Raw genomic sequence first — 21,917 nt, 5'->3', positions numbered from 1 at the left:
ATATCGTCGGCAGCGTCAGATGGGTATAAGAGACAGGTAATTGCCCCACCACGGATAGGCGCCCCAGCCCCAACCCACGCCGACCGTACTGCCGCCCCAACTCCAGCCGAAACCGAAGCCGAAGGTCCAGCCCGTCCAGGGTGTGTAGCGAATCGCCACGCCAAAGCCATAGGTCACCGGCGGGCCGTACCAGACACTGCCTACCCACGGCGTATAGGGATAACCGGTGCCATACACCACCACTCCGCTGTCCGGGTCCAGCGTCGAACCTTGATACCCCGGCGTGTAACCGACGACGACCGTATCGCCACTGGCTTCGTAGACTTTCACGTAAGTGACGTAGTGCATCGGTGAACTGGGCGGAATCGAATAAATCACCGCTGGCACCGAAGAGGCGACCGTCCAGGGGCCTTGCACTGACGTGGCCACGAACCAGATACCGTTCTCCACCGCGTACCAGCTTTGTGCATCGACCATGATGATCGGCATCGGGCTGTTGACCACGTATTGCAGGGGCGTGCCTTTGATGGCCTTGAGTTGCGGCTCGCCGTCAAATGCCGGCTTGCTCATTTTTACCTGGCTTTTCTTGATCGCCGAGGTCTGCGCAATGGTCGCTGCAATCGCCGCTTCCTTGGCTTGCGGTGTGCCGGTCACCGAGGCTTTTACGTTTTCCTTGGGGCTGTCATCGGGAATGTTGGCGAAGTCTGCCGGCAACTTGTCTGCACCCACAAAGGTCCAGGGGCCTTTCATGTCACCGGCGCGGAACCAGCGCCCCGAGATCAGCACGTAGCTGTCCTGGTCACCGATCTCCTTGAAAATATGCCCGGTGGTGTTGGTCACATACAGGAGCTTCGTGTTCTGGATCGGCTGCCATTGCGGTGGGCCGTCAGTGACGATCAGTTCGGTCGGCACTGTGGCGATATAAATTTGCGGAATCGGCGGCTTGGCCAGGGTCGGTATCTTGTCCTTCGGATCGCTCTGGCCCGTCAGCAGGTCAACCTGGCGGCCCTGGATCGCAGCTTTCTTGGCTTTCTCCAGTTGGGCTGAAGGCGGGTGCAGTGGCGCATACTGCCCGCCCAGGTTGTCCGCCACCATCCAGCCATCGAACACGTGCAGGTAATGTTTGCCCTGCGCATCCTTGAGCAGCAGCGGCCGGGTGTTGATCACCCGCTGCAGTGAGGTGCCATCAACGGGGCGATAGGCCGGTTCACCATCGATGTACACCAGCAGCGCGGGTACCTCGGACGAAATAATGGTTGGCGGGGTATTTTCCAGCGGCTCGCTGCCGGACTGTTGCTCGGCGGTGATGACGCCGAGCGCAGCTTCGAGTTGGTCGAGGGAAATGGTTTTCGTGCGGTTCTCGGCGTCTTGCTTCACCGCGGCGACCCAGCTGTCAGCCTTGGTTGCGCTATCGGGAAAATCGGCCTTGGTGATGGTGTACTGGTCGAGCGCCACCCAGCGGGTGGCCTTGTCGACCAGCGTATGGGCGCTGAACTGCACGATGCCGTAGGTGGATTTGCCATCGGTGCCCGTGGCCTCCACGGCAGTCCGCGCGTTCAGGGTGTAGCCGTCCCAACTGTCCAGTTGCGGTTGGTAGATGGTCAATTTGGTATCGCCGGCAGCCAGCACCTGTGGCCAGCTGGGGGAGGCGGTCACCTGATTCGCGAGAGGTTGGGCGGGTTGCTCCGGTGCTGCCTGGACGCCGCTGAGCGGAGCCAGACAGAGCATCAGAAAAGCGGTGAATAAACGCAGTTGAGGCATTGTCAGCTCCATCGACAAAGACAGTTTGTTGCGGCATTTCAAGGTTGCGAAAAGCATAGCCGCCGTCAATGAAAACGCCCGGCGGTTTGCCTGATTGGCTTAAAGTCGGGTACGGCAATCCGTCGCCATGTGTTATTTCAATTGCTCCGCCACCAGACTGATTCCATTGAGAGGCCGTAATGTTCAAAGGTATTTTGATCGACAAAGACGACAGCGGTTACCGGGCCACACTGCAAGAGATCCAGGACGATCAGTTACCCGAGGGCGATGTCACGGTGTGTGTTGCCTACAGCACGCTGAATTTCAAGGATGGTCTGGCGATCACCGGCAGCAGTCCGGTGGTGCGCAAATTCCCGATGGTGCCGGGCATCGATCTGGCCGGTGTCGTCGAAACCAGCGGGCACCCGGACTACAAGGTCGGTGACGCAATCCTGCTCAATGGCTGGGGTGTGGGTGAAGGGCATTGGGGTGGATTGGCGCAGAAGGCGCGCCTCAACGGTGACTGGCTGATTCCGCTGCCCAAGGCGTTTAGCGCTGCCCAGGCGATGGCCATCGGTACTGCAGGCTACACGGCCATGCTGTGCATCCTGGCGCTGGAGCACAACGGTGTGACGCCCGGGCAGGGCGAAATTCTGGTGACCGGCGCCAACGGTGGCGTCGGCAGTTTCGCCATCGCCTTGCTGAGCAGGCTCGGCTACCGGGTGGTCGCGTCCACCGGACGCACCTCGGAGCACGACTACCTGAAACAACTGGGCGCCGGCGAAATCATCGATCGCGCCACCTTGTCCGAACCGGGCAAGCCGTTGGCCAAGGAGCGCTGGGCGGCCGTCATCGACTCGGTCGGTAGCCACACCCTGGCCAACGCCTGCGCCAGCACCAAGGCCAATGGCACCGTCGCGGCCTGCGGCTTGGCCCAGGGCATGGACTTTCCGGCATCCGTTGCACCGTTCATCTTGCGCGGCGTGACCCTGGCCGGCATCAACAGCGTGACCCAGCCCAAAGCCAAACGCGTGGAGGCCTGGAATCGCCTGGCCCGGGATCTGGACTTCAACCTGTTGCCGCTGATCAGTCACGAAATCGGCTTGAGCGAAGCCATCGAAGCCGCGCCACGCTTGCTTGCCGGGCAGTTGCGTGGGCGCGTAGTGGTGGATGTGAATCGCTGATCACTGCGACTCGCGTTCCAGCAACTGCCGTTTGCGTTCGACACCCCAGCGATAGCCCGACAGATTGCCATCGCTGCGCACCACGCGATGGCAAGGGATCGCCACCGCCAGGCTGTTCGCACCGCAGGCCTGAGCCACGGCGCGAACGGCTTTTGGTTGACCGATGCGCTGGGCGACATCGGCGTAGCTGGCCGTGCTGCCCACGGGAATCTCCCGCAGCGCTTGCCAGACACGCTCCTGGAACGCCGTGCCGCGTACGTCCAGCGGCAAATCAAGGCCGATGGCCGGCGCCTCGATAAAGCCGACGACCCTGGCAATCAATTGCTCGAATTCATGATCGGCACCCATCAGGTTGGCGCGGCGGAATTTGTCCTGCAGATCGCAGACCAGTTGATGCGGATCATCGCCCAGCAAAATCGCGCAGACCCCGCGCTCACTCTGCGCCACCAGAATCGCGCCCAGCGAACACTGGCCGACGGCAAAACGAATGTCGTTGTTTTGACCGGCCGCGCGGTAGTCCCCGGGTTTCATTCCCAGCAGTTGATCTGCCGCTTCATAAAACCGGCTGTTGGAGTTGAAGCCGGCGTCATACAGGGCATCGGTCACCGAGCCGCCGTCCGCCAGTCGCTCGCGTACCTTGCGTGAACGATGAGCATCGGCGTAGCCCTTGGGCGTCAGGCCGGTGACGGCTTTGAACACGCGATGGAAGTGGAAGCTGCTCAGGCCCGCTTTCTCGGCCAATTCGCCCAGGGCGGGTAGCGTTTGCGCGCTTTCGATCTGGCGGCACGCGGCGGCCACGGTGGCGGCATGTTGCGCGGCGAGTTCGCTCTGATCCTTTGTCGCGCGTTTGCTCGGACGATAACCCGCGGCCCGGGCCTGTTCGGCGCTATCGAAGAATTCGACATTGTGGGGTTTGGGCAAGCGCGCGAGGCTGCTGGGATTACAGTAAATGCCAGTGGTCTTCACGGCATAGACAAACTGGCCGTCAGCCTTGGGATCGCGCGCGACCACGGCGGCCCAGCGCGGATCGTTTTCGATGGTGATCTTGGTCGATTGGGTTGTCATGACGTCACGTCCATTGAGGGGTTGCCTGCACATTAACCATGGGGCAATTCCCACACACTCCGGTGCTTGCGGTCAAATTCGAAGTCTTTATCCGGCGGTACGGAAGGTGAAGTTGATGCGTTGATCGCCCAGCTTCGGATGATGGCCGTCCTTGATCGGCAACACGCCGTGATAACGCAGGCGATCCACGCCACCCCAGACCACGATGTCACCATGGAACAGGGGAACGCGCTGGCTTTTGTCGCTGCGTGCAAAGCTGCCGAACAGGAACATCGCCGGCAACCCCAGGGATACCGAAACGATGGGGGCGTCGTAGGAATGTTCGTCTTTGTCTTGATGCAATGACATTTTTGCCCCGGGGAGGTAGCAGTTGATCAGGCAGGAATCCGGTGCAAAATCGGCGAAACCCGCTGCCTGCGCCGCCGCTTGTGCCAGTTGGAAAAACACCTCGGGCATCATTGGCCAGGGCCGACCGGTTTGTGGGTCGTCGCGGGTGTACCGATAACCACTGCGGTCAGTGGTCCAGCCGAATTGACCACAACTGCTCAGGGCGACCGACATGGTGAAACCGCCGGGCGTGACCATCTGCCGAAACGGCGCGACCACCAGCACCGCCTCCAGGGCAGGCAGCAAGCGTTCCAGCCAGGGCAGGGCGAAGCCTCTCAGCACGTAGGACTGTTCACCAATCTGCTCGCGCCAGGGCTGTTGCTCGGGTTCTGCATCGGCAAACAGATCGAAAGTCAGCGGGTTCATGGGCTCATGACGCATCGTGAAAGATGATTCCAAGGGTATGCCGTTTGCCGCTGTGCAGGCGACTCACACCGTGACGCAGGGTCACGCGGTAGTAACCGCGAGTCCCTTTGACCGGCCGCTGGTTGACCGCAAAGATCAACCCGTCACCTTGCTTCAGGCCGATGACCATCGGGCGTGACTGCATGCGCGGGCGCTGTTCAGTCAGGACAAATTCGCCGCCGGTGAAGTCTTGATCAGGGTCTGACAGCAGGATCGCCACTTGCAGCGGGAAAACGTGCTCACCGTATAGATCCTGATGCAAACAGTTGTAGTCCTGCGGACCATATTGCAGCAACAAGGGGGTCGGACGGTTCTGACCAGCGGCATGACAGCGTTCGAGGAAGGCTGGAAGGGTTTCAGGAAAGCGGATCGGCAAGCCCATCTGTTCATGCCAGCGATTGGCGATGGGCACCAGTCGTGGGTAGAGCGCGCCGCGCAAGCGGGCCACAAGTTCCGGCAACGGGTAGCTGAAATACTTGTACTCGCCTCGGCCGAAACCATGGCGAGCCATCACCACGTGGGAGCGAAACGGCTCGGTTCGAGGGTACAAGGCGCTGACTTGCCCGCAAGCCTTGTGGCTCAACAGTGAAGGGATGACGGCGTAACCGTCCTGATCAAGTTGCTGCTCCAGCCGAGGCCAGTCCAGCCTGTCCAGATATTGCTCGCTCATTGCCGGGCCTCTTGTTGTTGAGGTGGCCAGTCTGCAAGGCAAGGACGAAGCTGGCACTCCGGTGCTTGCGGTCGAACTGCGAGTAGGAGCCGACGTCCATTGTCGCTCCGGATCGTGTTACAGCGCTTTACTGACGCTGATTTCGCTGATGACGTCGTCCTGTCCATGAATGGCATCCAGCGCCGCCTTGGCTTCTTCCGGGGTGCCGTTTTCAAGCTGGGCAAACTCGAAGCGGCGCTCACCGTTGAGTTTGTATTTGATGACGTACTTGGTCGTTTGGGCCACGGTTGTATCTGCCTGTCTTGTGTTTCGGGTTCGCTGATCAGCTCAGTTTCGTGCTGGAACGGCGAATGATTTTGATCGAGTGCGTCAGGGTGGGTTTGCGCGTCACGCTGATAGCGCGGCGGTTGACGGTGTCGATCGTGATGTTCCAGAAGCCGGTGCTAGGGGCCGTGATGCGGGCCGGAAACGTGTCGAATGCACCGCCGTGATAGGTGTGACGACCGCCATTCTTGAAGCTGCGGAAGTTGGCGTCGTTCATCAAGCGGATGTTGCACATTTGGGAGCATTGAATGACGACAATGTCGTCTTCATTGAGGTGCTCGCGCTGATGGATAAATTTCATGAGGCGCCTCCAGAAGGGCTTTTTCTACAAAATCAAAACGATAGCATGGGCGATTGGCGCAGTTTATCAGCCCGAACGCCTTATTATCCGGCCGCTTTGACAATTAAAAACGCTTATTTCACGTTTGATGAGCGATAAAGCAGTTTGTCTCGGAGAAAAATCGCAGTTGCGCTGTCCGAGGGTCTTTATCGGAGGTTTAGTATGAAGTGGGGTTTGTGGTTGTTGCCGATGGCATTGACGATCAGCGGTTGTGCGAACGTCTCGGACATCGACGAGTCCTTGCCGACGATGAACGTGATTTCTGGCAAGAAGCCCCATGAATACGCACAATGCCTGAGCGAAAAACTGGCCGAGAGCCGTGGCGCCTTGCAGATCCAGCCGCACAAGGATGGCTTGCGCGTGATCGTGCCGCTCAAGTTTTCCGCGGGGCCGTCTGCGGTGTTTGACATTGAAGAACGCTCTGGCGGCAGCAGCATCAAGCTGCACGAGAGCATGTCCAATGTCCCGGTGCGGCCAAAGGACGTACAGAATGCCGCCAACGAGTGCATTTCCGGCTGATAGACTATCGACCATCAGCACCGATGCCGCCAAAGCAAGGCTTTGGCGGCATCGTTATTTCTGGAGTCGAATATGAAGCGAGAGCAGGTCCGGGAGCGTCATGCAGAGGGTTTAATCTCTGCCACCCATGTGATTCAAAATCCGGCGGAGCTGGGGGAATGGATCGTGTTTTTCAAGAAAAGTGCCGGGCGCAGCTATTTCCTGGTGGATGATAATGATGAGGTCGAGTCCTTCAGCCGCCTTGATGATCTGATTGATACCGTGCGCGGGCTCGGAATCAAATTCGCCGAAATCCATATGTAGGGCGCGGCGCCTTACTTGCAGATCACCACGACGTTACGGCTCTTGTAGTTACCGACGTCGGCGCCGAGAGTCTTTTCGCTCTCCTTGAGCGAGGGGGTGCCATCGGTTCCGACGATCTTGTAGCCGCTGCCTGCACAGGACGCATCGGCCTTTTCGTAGCACGCAGCCCAGGAATTGGCTTCCCCGGAGCAGTCAATCGATAGACCTTGCTCTCCGTTGGCCAGGTAGGTCTGTTCCGACGTTGCGCAGCCGCTCAGGGCCAATACCGTTAGCAAAGGCAAAATTTTATTCATGGCTTGATCATCGTCAGGGGGGTGGGCTAAGGCTGAGACAGCGTTCCAGGCAAAAGGTTATAGCCAAAGGCCACTTCTTTTTCGTTATTCATAAAAAAGCCCTGCGCCATGGCAGGGCTTTTCCCGTCGGGCGTCGATCAGCTCTTGTCTTTGCCGCGGCGCTTGGGTTCCGGGTGCTCAAGCTCCAGCACCGAGGCCACTTCGATTGCCAAGGCTTCGGAAGGGAAAGGTCCGGCGATATTTTCACCGGCGACACTGGCCACCCACCATTGACCGTCTTTCTCCTGATTGATCAGGAATCCGTTGACGCTTTTTACTGCCGACATCTATTTGCCTCGTTGTCTGGTTCAATCGCGGCATGATACCGCCAAACGCACTCAACGGGTGTCGATGGGCGTATGGTGGTTCGTTCCGGACGGTTAAGCCGTGCAATTGCGCAAGCCTCTGCTATGCATAAGGGCTTGCGCAGTGACCTGCGCACCCCCGCAGGGAACTATCGGCAAGTTTATTTCTCTATGTTGGCATCGGTTAGCCAGCGCGGGGGCATTGTAAGGTGCACGCCGCCTGATTAGACTGCGCCGAAACTCGTACACGCACAGCCCTTACAAGGACTTATATGATCAAGAAATGCTTGTTCCCAGCAGCCGGTTACGGTACTCGCTTCCTGCCAGCGACTAAAGCCATGCCCAAAGAAATGCTGCCGGTGGTGAACAAGCCACTGATCCAGTACGGCGTTGAAGAAGCACTGGACGCTGGCTTGAACGAAATCTCCATCGTCACCGGTCGCGGCAAGCGCGCCCTGGAAGACCACTTCGACATTAGCTACGAGCTGGAAAACCAGATCAAGGGCACCGACAAGGAGAAATACCTGGTCGGCATCCGCCGCCTGTTGGATGAGTGCTCGTTCTCCTACACTCGCCAGACTGAAATGAAAGGTTTGGGTCATGCGATCCTGACCGGTCGTCCACTGATCGGCGACGAGCCGTTCGCCGTGGTATTGGCGGATGACCTGTGCGTCAACCTGGAAGGTGACGGCGTACTGAAGCAGATGGTCAAGCTGTACAAGCAGTATCGCTGCACCATCGTCGCGATCATGGAAGTCGACCCGCAAGAAACCAGCAAGTACGGTGTGATTGCCGGCGACCTGATTGGTGACGACCTGTACCGCGTGCGTAACATGGTCGAGAAACCAAAGCCGGAAGATGCCCCGTCGAACCTGGCGATCATCGGTCGTTACATCATGACGCCGGACATCTTCAGCCTGATCGAGCAAACCGACCCAGGCAAAGGTGGCGAGATCCAGATCACTGACGCCCTGATGAAACAGGCGCAGGATGGTTGCGTGATTGCCTACAAGTTCAAGGGCAAGCGTTTCGACTGCGGCGGCGCCGAAGGCTACATCGACGCCACCAACTTCTGCTTCGAGAACTTCTACAAGACGGGCAAGGCGTACTGATCGCTTTCGACCTGACTGTATTGAAAAGCCACCTTCGGGTGGCTTTTTCATTTTCAGGCCCCATATCGACTGCAGCGCTTGCCCAACAAATGTCTGCAGGTATGCTGGTCACCTGCCGAGGAGATTGAAAATGGCCTACGATTTTGACCTTTATGTGATTGGTGCCGGTTCCGGCGGTGTGCGGGCTGCGCGGTTTGCCGCCGGGTTCGGTGCGAAAGTGGCCGTAGCCGAGAGCCGCTACCTGGGTGGGACCTGTGTGAACGTCGGCTGCGTGCCGAAAAAATTGCTGGTCTACGGTGCGCACTTCGCCGAAGACTTCGAGCAGGCTTCCGGTTTTGGCTGGGGCCTGGATGAGGCGCAGTTCGACTGGCCAACGTTGATCGCCAACAAGGACCGCGAGATCAATCGCCTCAATGGCATTTATCGCAACCTGCTGGTCAACAGCGGCGTGACCTTGCATGAAGGTCACGCGAAGATCGTCGATCCCCATCAGGTCGAGATCAATGGCGAGCGTTTTACCGCCAAAAACATCCTGATCGCCACCGGCGGCTGGCCGCAGATTCCGGAGATTCCGGGGCACGAGCATGCCATCAGTTCCAACCAGGCGTTCTTCCTCAAAGAGCTGCCCAAGCGGGTGTTGGTGGTGGGCGGTGGTTACATTGCGGTCGAGTTCGCCGGGATCTTCCACGGCTTGGGTGCCAAGACCACTCTGCTGTATCGCGGCGAATTGTTCCTGCGCGGCTTCGACGGTTCCGTGCGCAAGCATTTGCAGGAAGAGTTGACCAAGCGCGGCATGGACCTGCAATTCAATGCGGACATCGAGCGCATCGAGAAGCAGGCCGATGGCAGCCTGAAAGTCACGCTCAAGGATGGCTTTCAGCTGGAAGCCGATTGCGTGTTCTACGCCACGGGTCGTCGTCCGATGCTGGACAATCTCGGGCTGGAAAACACCGGGGTCAAACTCGACAAGAAAGGCTTCGTCGAGGTCGATGAGCTGTATCAAACCGCCGAGCCGTCGATCCTGGCGCTGGGTGATGTGATCGGCCGTGTTCAACTGACGCCGGTGGCCCTGGCTGAAGGCATGGCGGTGGCACGGCGCCTGTTCAAGCCAGAGCAGTATCGTCCGGTGGATTACAAGATGATCCCGACGGCGGTGTTCAGCCTGCCGAACATCGGCACCGTCGGTTTGACCGAGGAAGAGGCTCGCGAAGCCGGTCACGAGGTGCAGATCTTCGAAAGCCGCTTCCGGCCGATGAAGCTGACCCTGACCGAATGCCAGGAGCGTACGCTGATGAAGCTGGTGGTAGACGCCAGGACCGACAAGGTGTTGGGTTGCCATATGGTCGGCCCGGACGCCGGTGAAATCGTCCAGGGCCTGGCGATTGCCTTGAAGGCCGGCGCCACCAAGCGCGACTTCGACGAAACCATCGGGGTACACCCGACGGCCGCCGAAGAGTTCGTCACCATGCGTACGCCGGTCGCCGGTTAATCGTCCTTCGCTGCGTCTGCCGCTGCCGCAAGGGTCGCGGCCAGACGTACGCGTTCTTCCAGATCCGTCCGGGTCTTGGCCAAATCCATTTCCAGTGACCTGTTGAGCTGCGACTGCTCATCGACGTTCTGTTTGAGTGCCTGGCTTTCCAGCAGGGCGACGCGCAGGCGTTCCTGGAGGAGGGTGCGCTCGCCGTCGACGCGAGTGGTCTGTTCCAGCAACTGATCCTGGCGGGTATTGCTTTGCTTGAGCTGTTCTTGCAGCAGGCTCAGCTCGCGCAGCGTGCCGCGGTTTTCAGTCAGCAAGCGTTCATTGTCGCGGTGCAATTGGGTGATTTCATCCTGGCGTACCAGTGCGCTTTGTTGTGCCTGGCGCAGTTCCATCTGTAGCTGTTGCACTTGGCCTTCATGGCGACTCATTTCCTGTTCGCGCTGTTCCTTGACCGCATTGCGGTAGTGCTCCAGCGCGTCGCGAGTGTGCAGGTGTTTTTCCTCAAGGGAGCGGATCTGCTCGTCCTTGTCTTTCAAGCGCAATTCGAAATCGGCCAGCGCCTGGTTCAAGCCGGCGTTGCGGGTCTGCTCCGTTTGCAATATGGCGCGGGTTTCTTGCAGGGCCTCGGATTCCTGAGTCAGCGCCAGGCTTTGAAATTCGTATTGCTGGTGCAGTTCGCTGTTGGCCTCTTGCGCTTTGCCGAGCTGGTTATCCAGCGCCTTGCGTTGTTCCTCGTACTGCGTACGCGCCTGGTCGATGGGTTCTTGCGCCTGCTCCTTGAGTCGTTGTGCGAGTCGCGCCACCAGCGCCATCAGTTCGTCGTCGATCGGTTCCGCCGGTGGCTCGACAGGTTCAATCCTGTCATCGAGCTCCTTGAGGTAGCGATGGATCGTGGTTTTCGAGCCGGTATTGCCCATCTCGATGCGTACGGCATCGATGCTGGGGTTTTCGCCGCGGGCGAGGATCGCCAACCGAGCGGCTTGAACCACCGCTTTATTTACACCGCCGCGTGCCATGAGATCTCCCGGGTTTTGATGATGTGGTACGTACCACGTAAATACACATTGTACCATTCAATCTATAAAGTTAAATACTGAATGTAACTGACACGGGATATACTGGTATTACCCCGTGTGATACACCCAATACCGGTTTTTGACCCGTCAAAGCGGTATGAATTCAAGAGTTGACCCCATGACCGAGCTCGATCGTTACCTGCAAGCCGCGACTCGCGACAACACCCGTCGCAGCTATCGCGCGGCCATCGAACATTTCGAAGTCACATGGGGCGGTTTTCTGCCGGCCACCGGCGACAGCGTGGCGCGCTATCTGGTGGCCCATGCCGGTGTGTTGTCGATCAATACGCTGAAACTGCGTTTGTCGGCATTGGCGCAGTGGCACAACAGCCAGGGTTTTGCCGATCCCACCAAGGCGCCAGTGGTGCGCAAGGTGTTCAAGGGTATTCGCGCGCTGCACCCGGCCCAGGAAAAACAAGCCGAACCCTTGCAGCTTCAGCACCTGGAACAGGTGGTCAGTTGTCTGGAGCAAGAAGTGCAAGTCGCCAGGGCCGAAGGCGACCGAGCGGGTTTACTGCGGGCCAGGCGCGACATGGCCTTGATCCTGCTGGGCTTCTGGCGCGGTTTTCGTAGCGATGAGTTGTGCCGGCTCCAGGTTGAGCACGTGCAGGCCAGCGCCGGTTCCGGCATCAGTCTCTATCTGCCGCGCAGCAAGAGTGATCGCGACAACCTCGGCAAGACCTATCAGACACCGGCCTTGCAGCGCTTGTGTCCGGTGCAGGCTTATATCGACTGGATTACCGAGGCGGCACTGGTGCGCGGGCCGGTGTTCCGTGGCATCGACCGCTGGGGGCATCTGGGCGAGGAGGGATTGCACGCCAACAGTGTGATTCCGTTATTGCGTCAGGCGTTGGCGCGAGCAGGTATCGCCGGCGAGCTTTACACCAGTCACTCCTTGCGTCGCGGTTTTGCCACCTGGGCGCATCAGAGTGGCTGGGATCTGAAGTCACTGATGAGCTATGTGGGCTGGAAGGACATGAAGTCGGCCATGCGTTACATCGAAGCCAGTCCGTTCCTCGGCATGGCGCGCATCACCGAAAAGCCCGTGTCACCCTAGATACCGTTTTCTTCTATTAATACAGCTGGCTAATAGCAAAAGCCAATCAGCAGCATCAGGTTTGCCAATGAGCCAACCGTCCGTCGAGTGGGTAAAGTTCTCTCCATCAACTTCTTAACCCCTGACGGAGAGTCAACGATGCCTATCATCAACAGCCAAGTTAAACCGTTCAAAGCTGACGCATTCAAAAATGGCGACTTCGTAAAAGTCTCGGACGCTGACCTCAAAGGCAAGTGGTCTGTGGTGTTCTTCTACCCGGCCGACTTCACCTTCGTCTGCCCGACCGAGCTGGAAGACCTGGCCGACAACTACGACGCGTTCCAGAAGCTGGGCGTCGAGATCTACAGCGTTTCCACCGACACCCACTTTGCCCACGCTGCCTGGCACAACACTTCGCCAGCCATCGGCAAGATCCAGTACACCATGATCGGCGACCCGACCCACGCCATCTCCCGCAACTTCGACGTGCTGATCGAAGAAGCAGGCCTGGCTGACCGCGGCACCTTCGTGATCAACCCGGAAGGCCAGATCAAGATCGTTGAACTGAACGACGGCGGTGTAGGCCGTGACGCTTCCGAGCTGCTGCGCAAGATCAAGGCTGCCCAGTACGTCGCTGCTCATCCGGGTCAGGTTTGCCCAGCCAAGTGGAAAGAAGGCGAGGCCACTCTGGCGCCGTCCCTGGACCTGGTCGGCAAGATCTAAGTCTGTGACGCGCTTCATCAGGGCGGACTTCCGCACCTTCTAAGCAAGCTGCACCGCCCAATAAAACGCCCGGGCGAGATTCGCTCGGGCGTTTTTTTGTCTCAAGAATTCAAGGAAATCGCCCGTATGTTGGACACCAATCTTAAAGCCCAGTTGAAATCGTACCTGGAACGGGTCACCCAGCCGATCGAGATCGTTGCTTCCCTCGACGACGGTGCGAAATCCCAGGAAATGCTCGAACTATTGAAAGACGTTGCCAGTCTTTCCACCCAGATTACTTTGCTCGACAACGGCGATGATGCACGCAAGCCGTCGTTCTCGATCAATCGCCCGGGAGCCGATATCAGCCTGCGTTTCGCCGGCATCCCGATGGGCCACGAATTCACGTCCTTGGTGCTGGCCTTGCTGCAAGTCGGCGGTCACCCGTCCAAAGCCAGTGCCGAAGTGATCGAACAGATCCGCTCGCTCAAGGGCGAGTTCAATTTCGAGACTTACTTCTCGCTGTCCTGCCAGAACTGCCCGGACGTGGTCCAGGCGCTGAACCTGATGGCGGTACTGAACCCGAACATTCGCCACGTCGCCATCGACGGTGCGCTGTTCCAGGCCGAAGTCGATGAGCGCCAGATCATGGCGGTCCCAAGCATCTACCTCAACGGTGTGAACTTCGGCCAGGGTCGCATGGGCCTGGAAGAAATCCTCGCCAAAATCGACACCAGCGGCATCGAGCGCCAGGCTGAGAAGATCAGCGCCAAAGAAACCTTTGATGTGCTGGTGGTCGGTGGTGGGCCAGCCGGTGCTTCGGCGGCGATCTATGCGGCTCGCAAAGGTATTCGCACCGGCGTCGCGGCAGAGCGTTTTGGTGGGCAGGTGCTGGACACCATGGCCATCGAGAACTTTATCTCGGTGCAGGAAACCGAAGGGCCGAAGCTGGCCGTGGCCCTGGAAGAGCACGTCAAGCAGTACGACGTGGACATCATGAACCTGCAGCGTGCCGACAAACTGGTACCGGGCAAAGTGGGCGAGTTGCATGAAGTCCACTTCGCCAGCGGCGCGAAGCTCAAGGCCAAGACCGTGATTCTGGCGACCGGTGCACGGTGGCGTGAAATGAACGTGCCGGGCGAGCAGCAATACCGCAACAAAGGCGTGGCGTACTGCCCGCACTGCGACGGCCCGCTGTTCAAGGGCAAGCGCGTGGCGGTGATTGGCGGCGGCAACTCCGGCGTCGAAGCGGCCATCGACCTGGCCGGTATCGTGTCCCATGTCACGCTGCTGGAGTTCGATGTGCAGTTGCGTGCCGATGCGGTATTGCAGCGCAAGTTGCACAGCCTGCCGAACGTCACCGTGATCACCAGTGCGCAAACCACTGAAGTCACCGGCGACGGCCAGAAGGTCAACGGCCTGCGCTACAAGGATCGTCAGAGCGACGAGTTGCGCAGTGTGGAGCTGGAAGGGATCTTTGTGCAGATCGGTCTGCTGCCCAACACCGATTGGCTCAAAGGCACCATCGAGTTGTCGCCCCGTGGCGAGATCATCGTCGACGCTCGGGGTGAAACGTCGGTACCGGGTGTGTTCGCCGCCGGCGACGTGACCACGGTGCCGTACAAGCAGATCGTGATCGCAGTGGGCGAGGGCGCCAAGGCTTCCCTGAGCGCTTTCGATCACTTGATCCGGACTTCCGCCCCGGCATAAATCCTGGCGCTGAAAACACAAAACCCTGTAGGAGCGAGCTCGCTCGCGATGGTCGTCAACGATAACGCTGGTTGGCAGGTGCCCCGCGGTGTTCTCAGGTTTATCGCGAGCAAGCTCGCTCCTACGAGGGGGCATCAGCCGCCGGCGCTGAAAACACAAAACCCCATGAGTGATCATGGGGTTTTTTGTGCCTTGCACATCACCAATGTGGGAGCGGGCTTGCTCGCGAAGGCGTCGTATCATTCGACATTGAAGTGGCTGACACTCCCACTTCGCGAGCAAGCCCGCTCCCACAAGGGGATTTGTGGTGTTGCTTACAGTGGAGCCGGCTGAATGATCTCGACCCAGTAGGCGTCCGGATCCTTGATGAATGCCAGGCTCTTCATGCGGCCATCGTTCAAGCGTTTCTGGAAATCGCAGCCCAGTGCTTCAAAGCGCTCGCAGGCGGCGACGATGTCTGGCACCGAAATGCAGATGTGGCCGAAACCGCGGGGGTCGGTGTTGCCATTGTGGTAGGCAAAATCCGCATCGTTCTCGGTGCCATGGTTGTGGGTCAGCTCCAGGATGCCGGGGATCGATTTCATCCACTCGGTGCGCGCGGCGGCATCGGCCGGGATCTGGTTTTTGTCGACCAGCGCGAGGAAATACAGGCTGAACTCGGCTTCCGGGAAGTCGCGTTTTTCCACCAGGGTAAAACCCAGAATGCGTGTGTAGAAGTCCAGGGACTTGGTGATGTCCTTGACCCGCAGCATGGTGTGGTTGAAGACGAATTTCTGCGTAGCGGCGTCCGGTTGGGCGGTGACGCCGGGGAAGGTGTTCAATTCGTGCAGGCTCATGGGCCCTCCGGGAAATATGTGGGCTAACGAATGGCGACAATGATACGCAAGGGTTCGGACATCACCAAACCCAAACAGTCGGCTATTGCCTGACAGCCGGCCTGGGCCCAGACTTTACGGCTTGATCCTTGAGTGCCCATTGCAATGATTCGATTCCGTAACGTGCTGTTCATCTTGCTAAGCTTGTTTTCGCTGGTTGGCGTTGCCCGCGCCGATGCGCCAGAAGTGACCTGGCCGCAAGGCTGGCAGGTCGAAGTCGTGCCTGAATCGGCGTCGGGGGTCAGTCGCCAGCGGGCGGTAAAAAATGATCAGGATGGATCGCCGCTCATGGTGATGGAACTGACCATGAGCCCGGTGCAAAGCGATCACCAGGTAAACCTCGAAGGTGTATTGCTGGAGATGCGCAAGTCGGTTCAAAAAGACTTCTTTCAGGGCGGGTATCAAAGTGTCTGCACGCGCATTCATTCGACTACGTTGAGTCGATTGGCTGCGTTGGAAACAACCTGCACCATCACGCAAAACGGCAGGCATGTGCTTTCTCAAACATTGGTGGCCGCGGTGGATGCCGATAAGGCCTATGTTCTTTCCTACGCAGGGCAGGCCGAGGCTTATAAGGCGAGCCAGGATGAAATAGCCGCTGCCCGTAACAGCCTGAAACTTTAGTAAGCGACAGTGCTTTTTCGATGCATGAAGAAAATTTTAGATATCCAAATGGATTAAGCACAAAGTTGCTGGCAGTCAGGTAGTTGACGGGTGTCCGCCCCGGGCATTTAGATAACCCATGAAAAAGCCCTGCATTAGCAGGGCTTTTTTGTCGCCGCGAGAGTTAGCCGCGCAGCCAGGAATCAACGGTGGCTGCACCGTACTGTTCTTTCCAGGCTTTCAGGCCGCGGTGGTTGCCGCCCTTGGTTTCAATCAGCTCGCCGGTGTGCGGGTTCTGATAAACCTTGACCACACGGGCGCGGCGGGTTTTAGGTGCTGCTGCCTGCTGCAGGCCGGATTTTGCCGGGTTAGGGTCGAGAATGGCGATGATGTCGCGCAGGCTCTTGCCATAGGTTTTCATCAAGCCCTGGAGCTTTTCTTCGAATTCGATTTCTTTCTTGAGCCCGGCATCGTTCTTCAGGGATTCCAGCTGCTTGAGCTGTTCTTGAAGAGCCTTTTCGGCTGCACGAAATTCAGCGAGTCTGGACAATATCTTTACTCCAATAGTGTGTTTGGCTGATACCAACCGCAAACAAAGCTATAAGCCAAGAGCCTTGAAGCGACTCGGTGATAGTGGCTCGCCTGCCAATTTAGCGCAGGCATGTAAAATTGTAGTAGTTAATTGGCCAAGAGTAAATCCTGTCTTTTTTTTCATGTAACGGCAGTAGTGTTTTGATTCAAATTGGTGCGCGTAATCGTTTTTTTGTCGGTTAAATCCGCTAGTTAATGGTTGCTTAATGCACTAATGAATTCCGTACCGGGCATGGGTTTGCCGAACAGATAACCTTGCAGGAAGTTGACCTGATGAGCGCTCAGGTAATCACTCTGTTCACGGGTTTCGACACCTTCGGCCACCAGGGCAAGGTCGAGTTTGACCGCCAGTTCGATGATGCTGTCCAGAATGTGGCTGGAGAGTGTGTCGATGCCGATCATGGCGACAAAACTCTGGTCGATTTTCAGAAAATCGACATTGAACTGCCGCAGGTAGCCAAGGCTTGAGTGGCCCGTGCCGAAGTCGTCGATGGCGATTTTCACGCCCAGTTCGCGAAGTTGCTCGAACAGTTGCAGGGTGATGGCCGTGGGCTCGATCAGCTCGCGCTCGGTCAGTTCCAGTACCAGATGGATCGAGCCTGGTTCAAACGCATCGAGAAACTCGCGGCAATCCTTGATCAGCTCCAGGTCCTGGCAATGGCTGGCGGTGATGTTGATACCAATGTGAAACGGCTTGTTGAATCTGACGGAGTGCGGCGCGAGCAGGGCGGCGGTTTGTCGCATCAGCGAGCGGGTCATCGGTACGATCAGCCCGGAGTGCTCGGCAAACGGAATGAACAGATCCGGACGCACCAGGCCTTCCTTCGGATGTTTCCAGCGCATCAGCACTTCAGCGCCAGACCAGCTTTTGCTGTCGCCATGCACCACGGGCTGGAAATACGGAATGAACTCTGCAGCTTCCAGTGCCCGCTGCATTTCCTGGGTGGGTGCCGATGAGCGCTTTTGCAGGAAGTGACCAATTGCCCCGGCAATCACACCGAAGAAAATCAGCAGGCTGAACAACGGTGGATATTCGCTGCTCATGTATCGCCAGGTTTCGCCTTTGGGGAAACCCGCTTCCACGGCAAAAGCATAATGCTGGGAGGTCAATCGACTTTGCGCAACGGGCAGGTCAGGCGCAGCGCCCCTGTGAACCTTGCCGTCGGCGGATATCCAGTCCGGGCCAACCTGCAGCAATAGCAAAGTCTTGCGGCTTATCAGGCGCAGGATATTGCTCAAGTGATGACCATAGAGGGTCGTCAGTGCACCTTTTTTTCCTTCGCCCAGGCGGTAGACCAGCAAGGCGGTGTCGGGCGTTACCGGATTGCCGCTCATGAGCCATAAGGCGCCCTGGGTGTAGTCGCCGGGGTTGACCTTCTCCTGGTAGTCGCCGAACAGAGAGCTGCAATAGAGGTTGTTGTCCCACACCAGATTGGTTGAGCTCACGAATGGGCGGCGAGTGACCTGCTCGCGCAGGGCCAGGCTGACATCAGCGCAACGTTGGCCCGCCAGCGGCAGTAGTTCACGAGCGGCCTGGGCGGTGTTGTCGAGCATCAGGTCGAACTGGCGAATCGCTTCTTCGGCAGTTTGTTCGGTGTCTTGTTTGAGCGCACGTCCTGCTTGCATATAAAGAATGGCGGCCCCCAGCAGCACCGGGAGCAATCCACTGATCACAGTGACAGCAATTCTTGTGCTGCGACTGCGGGTTTTGGCTTTCAACGGCATTCGCGAATCCTGTCACGAAGAAGTAAGGCTCTCAAATGATGGCAGGGCAAAGCGCCTCCCATGAAGAGTTCGGGTATGGGCCATGATAGTTGGCCGTTGGCGGTTATGCCGCTCAACGCAAGTCAAGGCTTTCGGCCAGGCTGATAAAGGCCAGCGTCGCGGGTGATGCCTGGCGTCGGTCGAGCACCGCCAGGCCGACCTGGCGCAACACTGCCGGCGACAGCGGTTTTTTCACCCAGCGGCGGTCAATTTGATTGGGCAATGAACCTTCGGCAACGACCGTCACCCCGTCGCCACGAGCGACGACATCCAGGGTGCTGATCAACTGCGAGCAGCGATAACGGATGTTGGGCGTCAGTCGGGCCACCGTGAACAGGCGTGAAACCAGCTCCGAAGAACCGGCCTCGGTCAGCACGAACGGGAAATCGCAGAGGTCCTTCAGGCTCAGGCTGTCGTGAACCGCCAACGGGTGGCCGACGGGCAGCAGCGCGACCATCTGGTCTTCGATCAAAGCGACCGTGTCGAAACGCTCCTCGGGCAACACCACAAAGCCGATGTCGATCCGTCGTTCCTCCAGCCACTGGAGCACCTGGCGGTCGGGGCCTTCGTCGATATGCACCTCAATGCCGGGATGGGCGACGCGGTACTGCTGCAGAATCAACGGCAGCAATTTGATCGATGAGGTCGGGCCGAAGGAGCCGATGCGCAGCGTGCCGCGTTTCATGCCTCGCGCATCGGCCGCTTCCTGGCGCAGGGTGTTGGCCAGGCCGAGCATCGCCCGGGCACGCAGCAACAATTGCTGGCCAATGTCGCTCAATTCGACCTGGGATTGATGCCGGCGCAACAGTTCGACACCCAACTCCAGCTCCAGGGACTTCAACGCATGGGACACCGCCGATTGGGAAATACCCAGGCGATTGGCCGCCGCCGTGAAGCCGTGGAGTTCGGCCACCAAGGAGAAAATCTCGAGTTGAGTGAGGGTCATGAGTGTTTGCTCATTTTACGATGACTGGGTATTAGTCGAATGATACGTCATCTCTCCGACATCCGGTCCTGGAATCTTATGACGATCTGCGAGCAAAGCCTGTCAAAACCATCGGATCTGCCGGTGTATCTGAAACTGGCAGCGGTCACCATGGTGTGGGGTGGCACCTTCGTCGCCGGGCGATATCTAGCCGGCGGTCTCAGCCCGTTACTGGCGGCCAGCCTGCGGTTTCTACTGGCCAGCGTGGCGTTGCTGCTGTTTGTACGCATGGCGCGGACACCGCTGGTCCGGCCTAGCCCCCGGCAATGGCTGCAATTGCTTTTGCTTGGCTTTTTCGGGATCTTTTTTTACAACCTGTGCTTCTTTTATGGCCTGCATTACATCAACGCTTCACGGGCGTCCTTGATCGTGGCGCTGAATCCGGCGGTGATCGGCCTGGCCTCCTGGCTGCTGTTCAAGGAGCGCTTGAACCGGGCCAAAGTCGTCGGCATTGCGATCTGCATGGCGGGCGCGAGCATGGTGATCGTCAGTCGCGACCCGCAACTACTGGCCGGCGGTGTCGGTGTCGGTGCCTGGCTCGGCGATCTGCTGATTTTCGGTTGCGTTGTCGGCTGGGGTGTCTACTCGCTGTTCTCCAAAGAGCTGAACCACACCCTGGGACCGGTGCAAACCGTGACCTATTCGATTCTGCTGGGCACCGTCATGCTCTGGATGACCTGCATCGTACGCGGTGAGGTGAGTGTCGCCGCGATCGCCCACCTCGGTGCGCAGCAATGGTTGAGTCTTTTGTACCTTGGGGTACTGGGTTCGGCGCTGGCTTACATCGGCTACTACGACGGCATCCGCAAAATCGGTGCGACCCGTTCCGGGGTGTTCATTGCCTTGAACCCGCTGACAGCGGTGATCCTTGGCGCGCTGCTACTGGATGAGCTGCTGACGCTGGCCATGTGCCTGGGTGGCGGGCTGATACTGGCGGGAATTTTCCTCTGCAACAAACCCCTTGCGCGGGCAAGGAAAAAGGGGATTTTATACAGAAGGCGGACAAACTGATTTACGCTGTGTAGAATCGGGTTACGCATACAATAATAATCGTCTTCTGGCAGCAGAAGCCTCGCCCGCAAGAGCCTTGGGTCGACAATGAAGATATTCGGGTTTCAACTGATCTACGGTGACTTTCTCGCCCGCAGTGTGCGGGGCATCTCCTGTGCGCCACCCACCGGTCTCAGCATTGCTTACAACTAACCTTTGTTAATTGATAAAAGAATGATGAGGCGCCGACCATGGCAGATTTATACGAAAACCCAATGGGCCTGATGGGCTTTGAATTCATCGAACTCGCATCGCCGACCCCGAACACCCTGGAGCCGATCTTCGAGATCATGGGCTTCACCAAGGTGGCGACCCACCGTTCCAAGGATGTGCACCTGTACCGCCAGGGCGCGATCAACCTGATCCTCAACAACGAACCCCACAGCGTGGCCTCGTACTTCGCGGCCGAGCACGGTCCGTCGGTGTGCGGCATGGCGTTTCGCGTCAAGGATTCGCAAAAAGCCTACAAGCGTGCCCTGGAACTCGGCGCCCAGCCGATCCACATCGAAACCGGCCCGATGGAGCTGAACCTGCCAGCGATCAAAGGCATCGGCGGTGCGCCGCTGTACCTGATCGACCGTTTCGGCGAAGGCAGCTCGATCTATGACATCGACTTCGTGTTCATCGAAGGTGTGGACCGCCATCCGGTCGGCGCCGGCCTGAAGATCATCGATCACCTGACCCACAACGTGTATCGCGGTCGCATGGCCTACTGGGCCAACTTCTACGAGAAGCTGTTCAACTTCCGCGAAATCCGCTACTTCGACATCAAGGGCGAGTACACCGGCCTGACCTCCAAGGCCATGACCGCACCCGATGGCATGATCCGCATCCCGCTGAACGAAGAGTCGTCCAAGGGCGCCGGGCAGATCGAAGAGTTCCTGATGCAGTTCAACGGCGAGGGCATCCAGCACGTTGCGTTCCTGTCCGATGACCTGATCAAGACCTGGGACCACCTGAAAAGCATCGGCATGCGCTTCATGACCGCGCCGCCGGAGACCTACTACGAAATGCTCGAAGGCCGTTTGCCGAACCACGGCGAGCCAGTGGGCGAACTGCAGGCACGGGGTATTTTGCTGGACGGCTCGTCCGAGTCGGGCGACAAGCGTCTGCTGCTGCAGATCTTCTCGGAAACCCTGATGGGGCCGGTGTTCTTCGAGTTCATCCAGCGCAAGGGCGACGACGGTTTCGGCGAAGGCAACTTCAAGGCGCTGTTCGAATCCATCGAGCGTGACCAGGTGCGTCGTGGTGTTCTCTCTACCGACTAAGCCGTTACACCGATAAAACTGTGGGAGCGGGCTTGCTCGCGAAGGCGGTGTGTCAGTCGCCATCTATGCGGACTGACACACCGCCTTCGCG

At 58.5% G+C, this 21,917-nt stretch carries 24 protein-coding genes; 11 read left to right on the top strand and 13 right to left on the bottom strand.

Annotation, left to right across the window (positions count from 1 at the left end; translation table 11 throughout):
• Nucleotides 1-15: 15 nt before the first annotated feature.
• Nucleotides 16-1,761 carry an autotransporter gene (locus KGB28_RS25625; RefSeq protein WP_223448376.1) on the bottom strand — a complete coding sequence of 582 codons (1,746 nt, stop codon included), beginning with the start codon at nucleotides 1,759-1,761 and terminating at the stop codon, nucleotides 16-18.
• Between the two features lie 179 nt (nucleotides 1,762-1,940).
• Here KGB28_RS25625 and KGB28_RS25620 point away from each other — a divergent pair, with 179 nt between their 5' ends.
• Entirely contained in the window at nucleotides 1,941-2,924 is a 984-nt protein-coding gene (locus KGB28_RS25620; protein WP_223448375.1) for an MDR family oxidoreductase, read from the top strand.
• Here the strand turns inward: KGB28_RS25620 and ada are convergent, their stop codons facing one another.
• The 5 genes from ada to KGB28_RS25595 form a co-directional block, all read right to left on the bottom strand.
• The gene (gene ada, locus KGB28_RS25615) at nucleotides 2,925-3,989 is read right to left on the bottom strand and encodes a bifunctional DNA-binding transcriptional regulator/O6-methylguanine-DNA methyltransferase Ada (RefSeq protein WP_223448374.1); all 1,065 of its coding nucleotides are present in this window, start codon (nucleotides 3,987-3,989) and stop codon (nucleotides 2,925-2,927) included.
• An 87-nt stretch (nucleotides 3,990-4,076) separates the two neighbouring features.
• On the bottom strand, nucleotides 4,077-4,757 hold the full coding sequence (gene alkB, locus KGB28_RS25610; protein WP_223448373.1) for a DNA oxidative demethylase AlkB: 681 nt from the start codon (nucleotides 4,755-4,757) through the stop codon (nucleotides 4,077-4,079).
• Entirely contained in the window at nucleotides 4,747-5,451 is a 705-nt protein-coding gene (locus tag KGB28_RS25605; RefSeq protein ID WP_223448372.1) for a 2OG-Fe(II) oxygenase, read from the bottom strand. Before KGB28_RS25605 ends, alkB begins: the two co-directional genes overlap by 11 nt.
• 117 nt (nucleotides 5,452-5,568) lie before the next feature.
• Nucleotides 5,569-5,736 (bottom strand): hypothetical protein, encoded by a 168-nt coding sequence (locus KGB28_RS25600; protein ID WP_191624874.1) that lies wholly within the window; start codon nucleotides 5,734-5,736, stop codon nucleotides 5,569-5,571.
• Between the two features lie 37 nt (nucleotides 5,737-5,773).
• A complete protein-coding gene (locus tag KGB28_RS25595; protein ID WP_007912251.1) occupies nucleotides 5,774-6,076 on the bottom strand; it encodes a DUF1883 domain-containing protein in 303 nt (100 codons plus the stop codon).
• 201 nt (nucleotides 6,077-6,277) lie between these two features.
• Between KGB28_RS25595 and KGB28_RS25590 the strand changes: the two genes are divergently transcribed.
• A complete protein-coding gene (locus KGB28_RS25590) occupies nucleotides 6,278-6,634 on the top strand; it encodes a hypothetical protein (protein WP_150723685.1) in 357 nt (118 codons plus the stop codon).
• A gap of 72 nt (nucleotides 6,635-6,706) precedes the next feature.
• The gene (locus KGB28_RS25585) at nucleotides 6,707-6,937 is read left to right on the top strand and encodes a hypothetical protein (RefSeq protein WP_008053025.1); all 231 of its coding nucleotides are present in this window, start codon (nucleotides 6,707-6,709) and stop codon (nucleotides 6,935-6,937) included.
• Nucleotides 6,938-6,948: 11 nt separating this feature from the next.
• Here the strand turns inward: KGB28_RS25585 and KGB28_RS25580 are convergent, their stop codons facing one another.
• Together KGB28_RS25580 and KGB28_RS25575 are read right to left on the bottom strand one after the other, a co-directional pair.
• Nucleotides 6,949-7,230 (bottom strand): hypothetical protein, encoded by a 282-nt coding sequence (locus KGB28_RS25580; RefSeq protein WP_223448371.1) that lies wholly within the window; start codon nucleotides 7,228-7,230, stop codon nucleotides 6,949-6,951.
• 137 nt (nucleotides 7,231-7,367) lie between these two features.
• On the bottom strand, nucleotides 7,368-7,556 hold the full coding sequence (locus tag KGB28_RS25575; protein WP_007985505.1) for a hypothetical protein: 189 nt from the start codon (nucleotides 7,554-7,556) through the stop codon (nucleotides 7,368-7,370).
• Between the two features lie 290 nt (nucleotides 7,557-7,846).
• Between KGB28_RS25575 and galU the strand changes: the two genes are divergently transcribed.
• Nucleotides 7,847-8,686, top strand: coding sequence for a UTP--glucose-1-phosphate uridylyltransferase GalU (galU, locus tag KGB28_RS25570; protein ID WP_093220174.1), 840 nt, complete (start codon nucleotides 7,847-7,849; stop codon nucleotides 8,684-8,686).
• A 130-nt stretch (nucleotides 8,687-8,816) separates the two neighbouring features.
• Nucleotides 8,817-10,175, top strand: coding sequence for a glutathione-disulfide reductase (gene gorA, locus KGB28_RS25565; protein ID WP_223448370.1), 1,359 nt, complete (start codon nucleotides 8,817-8,819; stop codon nucleotides 10,173-10,175).
• On the opposite strand, the gene KGB28_RS25560 is transcribed toward gorA, so the two are convergent.
• The gene (locus tag KGB28_RS25560; protein ID WP_223448369.1) at nucleotides 10,172-11,182 is read right to left on the bottom strand and encodes a DNA-binding protein; all 1,011 of its coding nucleotides are present in this window, start codon (nucleotides 11,180-11,182) and stop codon (nucleotides 10,172-10,174) included. The genes gorA and KGB28_RS25560 overlap by 4 nt on opposite strands.
• Nucleotides 11,183-11,360: 178 nt before the next feature.
• Here KGB28_RS25560 and KGB28_RS25555 point away from each other — a divergent pair, with 178 nt between their 5' ends.
• The 3 genes from KGB28_RS25555 (at nucleotide 11,361) to ahpF (ending at nucleotide 14,690) form a co-directional block, all read left to right on the top strand.
• Entirely contained in the window at nucleotides 11,361-12,299 is a 939-nt protein-coding gene (locus KGB28_RS25555; RefSeq protein WP_223448368.1) for a site-specific integrase, read from the top strand.
• Nucleotides 12,300-12,437: 138 nt separating this feature from the next.
• A complete protein-coding gene (gene ahpC / locus KGB28_RS25550; RefSeq protein WP_007975937.1) occupies nucleotides 12,438-13,001 on the top strand; it encodes an alkyl hydroperoxide reductase subunit C in 564 nt (187 codons plus the stop codon).
• A 126-nt stretch (nucleotides 13,002-13,127) separates the two neighbouring features.
• The gene (gene ahpF, locus KGB28_RS25545) at nucleotides 13,128-14,690 is read left to right on the top strand and encodes an alkyl hydroperoxide reductase subunit F (RefSeq protein ID WP_223448367.1); all 1,563 of its coding nucleotides are present in this window, start codon (nucleotides 13,128-13,130) and stop codon (nucleotides 14,688-14,690) included.
• 314 nt (nucleotides 14,691-15,004) lie between these two features.
• On the opposite strand, the gene gloA is transcribed toward ahpF, so the two are convergent.
• On the bottom strand, nucleotides 15,005-15,526 hold the full coding sequence (gene gloA, locus KGB28_RS25540) for a lactoylglutathione lyase (protein WP_223448366.1): 522 nt from the start codon (nucleotides 15,524-15,526) through the stop codon (nucleotides 15,005-15,007).
• Between the two features lie 144 nt (nucleotides 15,527-15,670).
• On the opposite strand from gloA, the gene KGB28_RS25535 reads away from it, so the two are divergent.
• Entirely contained in the window at nucleotides 15,671-16,189 is a 519-nt protein-coding gene (locus KGB28_RS25535) for a DUF4946 domain-containing protein (protein WP_223448365.1), read from the top strand.
• 163 nt (nucleotides 16,190-16,352) lie between these two features.
• Here the strand turns inward: KGB28_RS25535 and KGB28_RS25530 are convergent, their stop codons facing one another.
• The 3 genes from KGB28_RS25530 to KGB28_RS25520 form a co-directional block, all read right to left on the bottom strand.
• A complete protein-coding gene (locus KGB28_RS25530) occupies nucleotides 16,353-16,718 on the bottom strand; it encodes a histone-like nucleoid-structuring protein, MvaT/MvaU family (protein ID WP_008075430.1) in 366 nt (121 codons plus the stop codon).
• Between the two features lie 233 nt (nucleotides 16,719-16,951).
• Nucleotides 16,952-18,484, bottom strand: a complete 1,533-nt coding sequence (locus KGB28_RS25525; protein WP_223448364.1) for an EAL domain-containing protein — start codon at nucleotides 18,482-18,484, stop codon at nucleotides 16,952-16,954.
• Between the two features lie 112 nt (nucleotides 18,485-18,596).
• A complete protein-coding gene (locus KGB28_RS25520) occupies nucleotides 18,597-19,469 on the bottom strand; it encodes a LysR family transcriptional regulator (protein WP_223448363.1) in 873 nt (290 codons plus the stop codon).
• Between the two features lie 78 nt (nucleotides 19,470-19,547).
• On the opposite strand from KGB28_RS25520, the gene KGB28_RS25515 reads away from it, so the two are divergent.
• Together KGB28_RS25515 and hppD are read left to right on the top strand one after the other, a co-directional pair.
• The gene (locus KGB28_RS25515; RefSeq protein WP_223448362.1) at nucleotides 19,548-20,519 is read left to right on the top strand and encodes a DMT family transporter; all 972 of its coding nucleotides are present in this window, start codon (nucleotides 19,548-19,550) and stop codon (nucleotides 20,517-20,519) included.
• A 230-nt stretch (nucleotides 20,520-20,749) separates the two neighbouring features.
• A complete protein-coding gene (gene hppD / locus KGB28_RS25510) occupies nucleotides 20,750-21,826 on the top strand; it encodes a 4-hydroxyphenylpyruvate dioxygenase (protein ID WP_095966635.1) in 1,077 nt (358 codons plus the stop codon).
• Nucleotides 21,827-21,917: the final 91 nt, after the last annotated feature.

This window comes from Pseudomonas sp. BF-R-19 (genome assembly GCF_019956445.1).
GTDB lineage: Bacteria > Pseudomonadota > Gammaproteobacteria > Pseudomonadales > Pseudomonadaceae > Aquipseudomonas > Aquipseudomonas fluorescens_BH.
This window is presented reverse-complemented; position numbering and strand designations above follow the sequence as displayed.

Coding starts and splice junctions, on each gene's coding strand:
- KGB28_RS25625 (WP_223448376.1), bottom strand. CDS start 1,761: ATGCCTCAACTGCGTTTATTCACCGCTTTTCTGATGCTCTGTCTGGCT.
- KGB28_RS25620 (WP_223448375.1), top strand. CDS start 1,941: ATGTTCAAAGGTATTTTGATCGACAAAGACGACAGCGGTTACCGGGCC.
- ada (WP_223448374.1), bottom strand. CDS start 3,989: ATGACAACCCAATCGACCAAGATCACCATCGAAAACGATCCGCGCTGG.
- alkB (WP_223448373.1), bottom strand. CDS start 4,757: ATGCGTCATGAGCCCATGAACCCGCTGACTTTCGATCTGTTTGCCGAT.
- KGB28_RS25605 (WP_223448372.1), bottom strand. CDS start 5,451: ATGAGCGAGCAATATCTGGACAGGCTGGACTGGCCTCGGCTGGAGCAG.
- KGB28_RS25595 (WP_007912251.1), bottom strand. CDS start 6,076: ATGAAATTTATCCATCAGCGCGAGCACCTCAATGAAGACGACATTGTC.
- KGB28_RS25590 (WP_150723685.1), top strand. CDS start 6,278: ATGAAGTGGGGTTTGTGGTTGTTGCCGATGGCATTGACGATCAGCGGT.
- KGB28_RS25585 (WP_008053025.1), top strand. CDS start 6,707: ATGAAGCGAGAGCAGGTCCGGGAGCGTCATGCAGAGGGTTTAATCTCT.
- KGB28_RS25580 (WP_223448371.1), bottom strand. CDS start 7,230: ATGAATAAAATTTTGCCTTTGCTAACGGTATTGGCCCTGAGCGGCTGC.
- KGB28_RS25575 (WP_007985505.1), bottom strand. CDS start 7,556: ATGTCGGCAGTAAAAAGCGTCAACGGATTCCTGATCAATCAGGAGAAA.
- galU (WP_093220174.1), top strand. CDS start 7,847: ATGATCAAGAAATGCTTGTTCCCAGCAGCCGGTTACGGTACTCGCTTC.
- gorA (WP_223448370.1), top strand. CDS start 8,817: ATGGCCTACGATTTTGACCTTTATGTGATTGGTGCCGGTTCCGGCGGT.
- KGB28_RS25560 (WP_223448369.1), bottom strand. CDS start 11,182: ATGGCACGCGGCGGTGTAAATAAAGCGGTGGTTCAAGCCGCTCGGTTG.
- KGB28_RS25555 (WP_223448368.1), top strand. CDS start 11,361: ATGACCGAGCTCGATCGTTACCTGCAAGCCGCGACTCGCGACAACACC.
- ahpC (WP_007975937.1), top strand. CDS start 12,438: ATGCCTATCATCAACAGCCAAGTTAAACCGTTCAAAGCTGACGCATTC.
- ahpF (WP_223448367.1), top strand. CDS start 13,128: ATGTTGGACACCAATCTTAAAGCCCAGTTGAAATCGTACCTGGAACGG.
- gloA (WP_223448366.1), bottom strand. CDS start 15,526: ATGAGCCTGCACGAATTGAACACCTTCCCCGGCGTCACCGCCCAACCG.
- KGB28_RS25535 (WP_223448365.1), top strand. CDS start 15,671: ATGATTCGATTCCGTAACGTGCTGTTCATCTTGCTAAGCTTGTTTTCG.
- KGB28_RS25525 (WP_223448364.1), bottom strand. CDS start 18,484: ATGCCGTTGAAAGCCAAAACCCGCAGTCGCAGCACAAGAATTGCTGTC.
- KGB28_RS25520 (WP_223448363.1), bottom strand. CDS start 19,469: ATGACCCTCACTCAACTCGAGATTTTCTCCTTGGTGGCCGAACTCCAC.
- KGB28_RS25515 (WP_223448362.1), top strand. CDS start 19,548: ATGACGATCTGCGAGCAAAGCCTGTCAAAACCATCGGATCTGCCGGTG.
- hppD (WP_095966635.1), top strand. CDS start 20,750: ATGGCAGATTTATACGAAAACCCAATGGGCCTGATGGGCTTTGAATTC.